Annotated in this window: 6 protein-coding genes; 4 read left to right on the top strand and 2 right to left on the bottom strand. The window is 33.4% G+C overall.

The genetic code is table 11. The annotated features are described in order from the left end of the window. Positions 1 to 47 precede the first annotated feature (47 nt). The 4 genes from IW20_RS12355 (at position 48) to IW20_RS12370 (ending at position 5,171) form a co-directional block, all read left to right on the top strand. On the top strand, positions 48 to 1,826 hold the full coding sequence (locus tag IW20_RS12355) for a cytochrome c peroxidase (RefSeq protein WP_035622628.1): 1,779 nt from the start codon (positions 48 to 50) through the stop codon (positions 1,824 to 1,826). Positions 1,827 to 2,189: 363 nt separating this feature from the next. Then, entirely contained in the window at positions 2,190 to 2,789 is a 600-nt protein-coding gene (locus tag IW20_RS12360) for a porin family protein (RefSeq protein WP_035622630.1), read from the top strand. Between the two features lie 116 nt (positions 2,790 to 2,905). Further along, entirely contained in the window at positions 2,906 to 3,958 is a 1,053-nt protein-coding gene (locus IW20_RS12365; RefSeq protein ID WP_035622632.1) for a sensor histidine kinase, read from the top strand. 499 nt (positions 3,959 to 4,457) lie between these two features. After that, positions 4,458 to 5,171 (top strand): LytR/AlgR family response regulator transcription factor, encoded by a 714-nt coding sequence (locus IW20_RS12370; protein WP_035622633.1) that lies wholly within the window; start codon positions 4,458 to 4,460, stop codon positions 5,169 to 5,171. Positions 5,172 to 5,173: 2 nt separating this feature from the next. Here the strand turns inward: IW20_RS12370 and IW20_RS12375 are convergent, their stop codons facing one another. Both IW20_RS12375 and IW20_RS12380 read right to left on the bottom strand, forming a co-directional pair. Further along, the gene (locus IW20_RS12375) at positions 5,174 to 6,109 is read right to left on the bottom strand and encodes a DUF6268 family outer membrane beta-barrel protein (protein WP_035622635.1); all 936 of its coding nucleotides are present in this window, start codon (positions 6,107 to 6,109) and stop codon (positions 5,174 to 5,176) included. 174 nt (positions 6,110 to 6,283) lie between these two features. Continuing rightward, a complete protein-coding gene (locus tag IW20_RS12380; RefSeq protein ID WP_035622637.1) occupies positions 6,284 to 6,799 on the bottom strand; it encodes a hypothetical protein in 516 nt (171 codons plus the stop codon). Positions 6,800 to 6,932 lie beyond the last annotated feature (133 nt).

Here is a 6,932-nt window from a genome sequence, read left to right on the forward strand (position 1 = left end):
GTGGTTTCTGTTTTTCTGAATATTCCTCTTTTAATCGTTATTAAATCATGAAAAAAATATATTGTTTGTTGTTTGTAATAGCATTAGTTGCTTGTCAGAAAAAAAACAAACATCAGGAAATAAATGAATTGTTTAAAGCTGATATAACTTTATTGATTCAAAAAGTTGCCAAGCTTAAATATTCGGTTCAGTCAGATTCAACCGAAGCACAAATCCAGAGACAGTTTCTAGAAGCACACCAAAGCTATAAGAAAGTCGAAATGATAAGTGAATATTATTCGCCAACAGTTTCTAAAGCGATTAACGGACCTGCGATAAGTGAGTTTGAAGAAAATGATAAAATAACGGTTCCACCTGAGGGTTTTCAGGTTATCGAAGAGTTGATTTTTCCTAAATATAATACAGAAAGCAAAAAAGAGTTGGTTCAGGAACTGGGTGTTCTTGCGGCTAATTTAACTCGTTTAGAAAAAGTTTCGAGCACGAATGAATTAACCGATGCGCATGTTTTTGATGCCATGCGATTACAAGTGTACCGCATGATTACTTTAGGAATTACAGGATTTGATTCGCCTGTTGTTTTTAACTCTATTCCTGAAGCATTGGTTTCTTTAGAAACTATCGAAAAATATTACCGTGTTTTTATAGAAGATAATAAGGTTTCGAATGCTAAAGAGGTTCTTGATATTTTTGAAAAAGGAAAGAAATATTTAAAAGCAAATACTAATTTTAATACGTTTGACCGCGCATTTTTTATCAGAGAAATTGCGAATCCGTTGAGTAGAGGACTTCATAAAACTCAAACAGAATTAGGGATTCCGTTTATGACAGAATCCAGAGGTTTGAGACCAACAGCGCAAACTATATTTGATAAAGATGCATTTGATCCGGAAGCATTTTCGGGTTTTCCAGATTATAAAACAACGCCAGAGAAAATTGCTTTAGGGAAAAAGTTATTTAATGATCCCATTTTATCAGGAAACAATACGCGTTCTTGTGCTTCGTGTCATCACGAAGAAAAAGCATTTACAGATGGTTTAGAAAGAGCACTTTCGCTAGACGGAAAATCGATGATTCAGCGTAATACACCAACACTTGCTAATATTGCTTTTCAGCGTGTTTTCTTCTCTGATTCCCGAGTGGGTTATCTCGAAGATCAGGCAGTTGCAGTTATAAAAAATGAAAACGAAATGCATGGGTCTCTTGAGAAATCAGCCATTGCAATCCAAAAAGATCCAAACTATGTAAAAGAGTTCAAAAAGGCATTTCCGAAAGGAGAAATCAATGAATTTGAAATAAAAAATGCTTTAGGATCATACATTCGTTCGTTGAGTCATTATGATTCCAAGTTTGACAGATATATGCAAAATAAAGTAACATTTACAGCAGATGAAAAAGCAGGTTTTAATTTATTTGCTGGTAAAGCCAAATGTGCTACATGTCATTTTATCCCGCTTACAAATGGAACTGTTCCTCCAAATTTTGATAAGTCAGAAAGTGAAGTATTAGGTGTGCCAAATAAAAACAAAACCCTTGATGGTGATTTAGGGAAGTTTGTATTAACACAAGCTGCCATTCATAAGTTTTCGTTTAAGACACCAACGATAAGAAACATAGCACTTACAGCTCCTTATATGCATAATGGAGTTTATAAAACACTTGAGGAAGTTGTTGACTTTTATAATGATGGTGGCGGAATAGGTTTAGGTTTTGATCTTCCTAACCAAACGTTACCCGAAGATAAACTAAACTTAACCGAAAAAGAAAAGATACAATTAATTGCCTTTATGAAGACGCTAACAGATGAGAGGTATTTGAAAATGAGATAATAGAGGTAAGGCTAGGAAATGCTAGATTTGAGCAGGAAAAAGATTTACCGCAGAGTTCGCAAAGCTGGTTTAACACAAATCTTTTTAAAATCTTTTTAATCCTTTTAATCTGTGGCGTAAAATAAACGCAGAGTTTGCAAAGATTTACGCAAAGTTCGCCAAGCTGGTTCAATACAAAGCTTTGCGAACTTTGTATTTTATAAAAACTTGCAAATAAAAATCCTTACGAAGTCTGCGGTTAATTTTTTTGCCACAGATTTGTTTTCTGTCCGTTGGTCAAAAGAGTAATGCCGTTCATCAAACTAATTTTAATAGAGATTATAGTTTATGCTTCTTTGCTTCAAATTAATAAAAACTATTATCATGAAAATTTACAAATTAGTATTGTTGACTGCTCTTTTCTTATTAAACTTAATTTCTAGCAATGTAAATGCTCAATCTCCGCTTCCAATTCATATTGGTATAAAAGGTGGAGCCAATTACTCAGAGTTACCAGTTTCGGACGGCTTTAGTTCTAAATATGCATCAGGTTATTTTGGTGGTGCAATGGCACGATTTGATATAGGAAGATTTTATATTCAAAATGAGATTTTATATAGTGAAAAATCATCTAAAGTTGAAAATGCTTCTTTAACGGGATCAAGAAATGTAAAATGGAAAAGTATTGAGGTTCCCTTGGTTGTTGGTTATAAAGTAATAAATCTTGATGCTCTTAATGTGAGAGTTTTTGGAGGAGGAGTTTACTCTTATGTAATCGATGAAGATGTTACGTCTTTTAACCAATTAAAAGATTCGTACAAGAAATTTGATAAGTCGAATATCGGCTATCAGGTTGGAGCAGGAGTAGAGATGTGGAAGTTTACGTTAGATTTCACCTATCAAGGCGGCTTAAATAATATAAGTAAAGACTTTAACTCTAAAGTAAGTTCCTTTAATGTAAGCATCGGATATTTTATTTTATAACCTCTTTTTATAGTTAACTCAGAAGCAGCAGCAAAGAATCTTTTCGGTACTTTGCTGCTCTTTTTAGAAATATCGAGTTACTTTTGAATACTAATTTCTTCTTATTTCTTTTTTAGATGAAAACAAAAAATAAAGATCAATTTCACTGGATATTTTTAATCTTTTTTTGGTCTATACTCGGTACAACCATTTGGGCGCAACTGATAGCTGATTATGGTACAATGGCGGCTATACGCCAGTCAGCTTTAATATTATTATGCTCAGTTGTTTTGGCACACTTTCTTAGTGATGTGATGCTTCCTAAGGCATTACGCAAAAACAAAATGGCACTATTTGCTGTGCAGGCTTTTGTTGTGGTGCTTCTTTTGTCACTTTGCTTAGCTGTGATTTATGCTGTTTTCTCAGATTTGCAAACACGCAATAGATCATATCCCGAAGAAGCTGATATGACTACTATTGAGTTTTTGTGGGCTCGGTTTTGTGGAAGCATTCCCGCTGCAATTTTGATTTGTGGTACTGCTTGTGGACTTCGATTTTATCAGGAACATAATGTGATTGAAAGAAATCATGCCGAATTAAAACAAGTTCACTTAGAAGCTCAGATAAAAATCCTGCAAGATCAAATCAATCCACATTTGATGTTTAATATCTTGAATCATATTCATATTTTAATGCAAAGCAATGTAAAATTGGCATCGGATTTATTAATTCAGTTTTCGGATATTTTACGATATCAATTGTATGAATGTAATAAAGAATATGTTGCGTTATATCTCGAAATCAAGTATCTAAAAGATTTGGTTTCGGTCGAAAAAACCAGATGGGGTGATGAGTTAGAAGTAAAGACTAATTGGAATATCGAAGACGGACAATTGCAAATAGTTCCATTGCTTTTAGTGCCTTTAATAGAAAATGCCTTTAAACACGTTTCGCGATTGCCAAACCAAAAAGGATATGTGCATTTATCTTGCGAACAAAAGAGCAAACAATTGATTTTTAAAATAGAAAATTCATATACAGAGCAATATAAAGTTCCGTCGAATAGTCACGGATTAGGACTTGAAAACGTTCGAAAAAGACTTGCAATACAATACCCAAATCGACACGAATTAAGCATAAATAAGACTGATTTGGATTTTACTGTTATGGTTGTTTTGGATTTAAAGTAATACGTTTTTGTTTGATATAGATTAAGCAGATTTTACCGCAGAGTTCGCAAAGTTTTTTTACACTGATGAGGTTTATAAAAACGCAAAGTTCGCTAAGCTTTGTGTTGAACCAGCTTGGCGAACTTTGCGTAAACCTTTGCTAACTCTGCGGTAAAATTTTGCCACAGATTATGAGGATTTTAACGCAAAGAGCGCAAAGTTTTTTACATTGATAGCTTTTATAAAAAACGCAAAGTTCACAAAGCTTTGTGTTGAACCAGCTTTGCGTAAACCTTTGCTAACTCTGCGGTAAAATTTTGCCACAGATTATGAGGATTTTAACGCAAAGAGCGCAAAGTTTTTTACATTGATAGCTTTTATAAAAAACGCAAAGTTCACAAAACTTTGTGTTGAACCAGCTTTGCGAGCTTTGCGTAAATCTTTGCAAACTCTGCGGTTAATTTTCGGCTATTTAGTCCACATACCTAATTTTAAAATAAAAATAAAAAATATATAAGTTATGACAATGAAATGCCTTGTAATTGATGATGAACCTATAGCTAGAAATGGGATTGTAGACTTTGTTTCCAAAATTGATTTTCTGGAAGTAATAGGTACGTGTGCTTCGGCGCTGGAGGCTACTTCGTACATTCAGGAAAAACAAGTAGATTTATTATTTCTAGATATTAATATGCCTTATCTCTCGGGATTAGAATTTCTAGAATCTTTGGATAATCCGCCGTTGGTAATTTTTACAACAGCATATTCTGAGCATGCTTTGGATGGATATCGTTTGCAAGTGGTAGATTATTTGCTAAAACCTATAACATTTCAGCGTTTTTATCAAGCTTCCTTAAAGGCGAAACAATGGTATCAAATGGTTGGTTCTCCCAAACAAAACCAACTAGATCCATTTCTTTATGTACGCCAAGATGAAGGATTTCAGAAAATATCATGGGTAGATATTTTGTATATAGAGGGAATGCAAAATTATGCTAAGCTTCATTTTAAAGATAAAGTAATTGTAATTCATCAAACGATGATTTCATTAGAAGAAACACTTCCAGCAGAAATCTTCTTCAGGATTCATAAATCTTTTTTGGTAAATATTACCCACATTGATTCAGTTTCGGGAGGTCGTTTATTTATAAAAGGACAAGAACTACCAATTTCAAGAACACGCCGAGAAGCGTTATTGAAAGAGGTAGTCTATAAGAACTTGTTAAGCCGATAGTTTTAGAATTTCCATTTAAGAGCTACTGCTCCATAAAAAGTAGTTGTAAATTTAGGATCAGCAAGGTCTTTTTCTTTAAAGATCTCTTTTATTTTTCGGTTATTGGTTGAGTAAGAACGAACTAAAGTTGATCCTATAGTAGGTTCGAATATCCAATTTTTGCCCAGTTTTACTTGTGGTTTAATACCTGCAATAATTTGTTGATATCCTAATAGCATCGATTTGTTTCCTATTCTGGTTTCGGCTGTCATCCCGCTCAATTCCAGAACAGCTTTTAGATCAAAAGTTTCAGACATACGGTAACCTACCTCTAATCCTTCTGGGAAATTAACTTTAAAGTGAAAAGCTCCATGAGATTCCCAATTAAAATAAATTCCAGGAAGCACCATTGGCACACCAAAACTATTGGTAAGAACAGGACCTAAACCCAGAGCTAAATTAGGATTGAATTGTTTGATAAAAAGAACACCTCCCTGAACCAATACATCATCTTTATTAATTTCTTCCATATCAGTATAAACCCCCACTGAAGCCATTATTAACATTGACCAAGACTGAGAAATGGAACGTAAGTGTTTAACCCCAATTTGAGCATTTAAAATCTCTGTTGGGAATCCATTTGGTAATACTGCAGGAAGCAATTGAATATCATAGTTTTTATTTTCCATTTTAGCATAAGCCCCCTGAACACCAATCGACCAGAGCCTTGGATTATTGTATTTGTCCATTTTTAATGAAATAGGAACTTCCAGAGCAAGTTGAGCTCTTTTAAAATTACTCTTTGCATCAGTTTTAGAACTGTCTATTGGTCGAACATAATTAGAAAACGGAACATAATCAATTTTGGCTTCTCCAGATATGCCAGATTGTGCTTTTACTGAAACGGAAATTAATAGTAAAAAGAACAGTTGTGATAGATAAAAAACAGATTTTTTCATGATTTAAATTAAAATTTTCCACGAAGTACCATGTTCTTTACCAATCTTAAAAAAACGTTTGACTAATGGTTATTATCTTTTGACCAACGGTAAAATACGGCTTATGTCAGATTGTATATAACTAAAAAAGCCTCTCTTTCGAAAGGCTCTTTGTAGATGTTTTATAATTTTGGTTTACAACTTAAATCCGTAAGCCAGTCGTAATGCAACCTGATTGGTATTGAATTTAGTGTAATCTTCATATCGTACACTTATATCTACATATTTATTAGCGTACCCAATTCCTGGAGCCCATAAAAATGTAGTGTCATTATTGCCGTTTGTTACTGCAAAACCAGCACCAACTTCTCCTAATACATAAAATTGATCTTCCCAGATAAAGGCTTTAAAACCAGCTTTTGCAGGAATAAACCCGATGTCTTTTAAATCCTGTTTGTTAACAAACAAATTAGTAAAACCAGTTGTTAAGGTTAATGATGTTTTCATAGACAAATCATATTGCAACCTAACATCACCGCCCAGCGCCCAACTATAAACTTTATTTGTTGGAATTCCGCCATTTAAGCCAAAACCCAAACGGAAACCTTGGTCATAATTTTTTATTTCAGTGCTTTGTTGTGCTGTCGCAGATGTGTATATAATTGCAAAAACTGCAATTAATAGCATTTTTAAGTTGAATCCCTTTTTCATAATATCAGATATTTAAGTTTATTAATGATGTAAAAGTATATTTTGGGTATTAGGAGCACGTTATATAATTATTAGCTTTTATTATATAATATTGAGGTTACCGATAAAATGAATAATAAATAGGGTTATATAT

Source organism: Flavobacterium hydatis (assembly GCF_000737695.1).
In the GTDB taxonomy this organism is placed as follows: domain Bacteria; phylum Bacteroidota; class Bacteroidia; order Flavobacteriales; family Flavobacteriaceae; genus Flavobacterium; species Flavobacterium hydatis.

What these genes read in the sequence shown, in the direction of transcription:
- IW20_RS12355 (WP_035622628.1), top strand. Translation starts at nt 48, where the DNA reads ATGAAAAAAATATATTGTTTGTTGTTTGTAATAGCATTAGTTGCTTGT.
- IW20_RS12375 (WP_035622635.1), bottom strand. Translation starts at nt 6,109, where the DNA reads ATGAAAAAATCTGTTTTTTATCTATCACAACTGTTCTTTTTACTATTA.
- IW20_RS12380 (WP_035622637.1), bottom strand. Translation starts at nt 6,799, where the DNA reads ATGAAAAAGGGATTCAACTTAAAAATGCTATTAATTGCAGTTTTTGCA.
- IW20_RS12365 (WP_035622632.1), top strand. Translation starts at nt 2,906, where the DNA reads ATGAAAACAAAAAATAAAGATCAATTTCACTGGATATTTTTAATCTTT.
- IW20_RS12370 (WP_035622633.1), top strand. Translation starts at nt 4,458, where the DNA reads ATGACAATGAAATGCCTTGTAATTGATGATGAACCTATAGCTAGAAAT.
- IW20_RS12360 (WP_035622630.1), top strand. Translation starts at nt 2,190, where the DNA reads ATGAAAATTTACAAATTAGTATTGTTGACTGCTCTTTTCTTATTAAAC.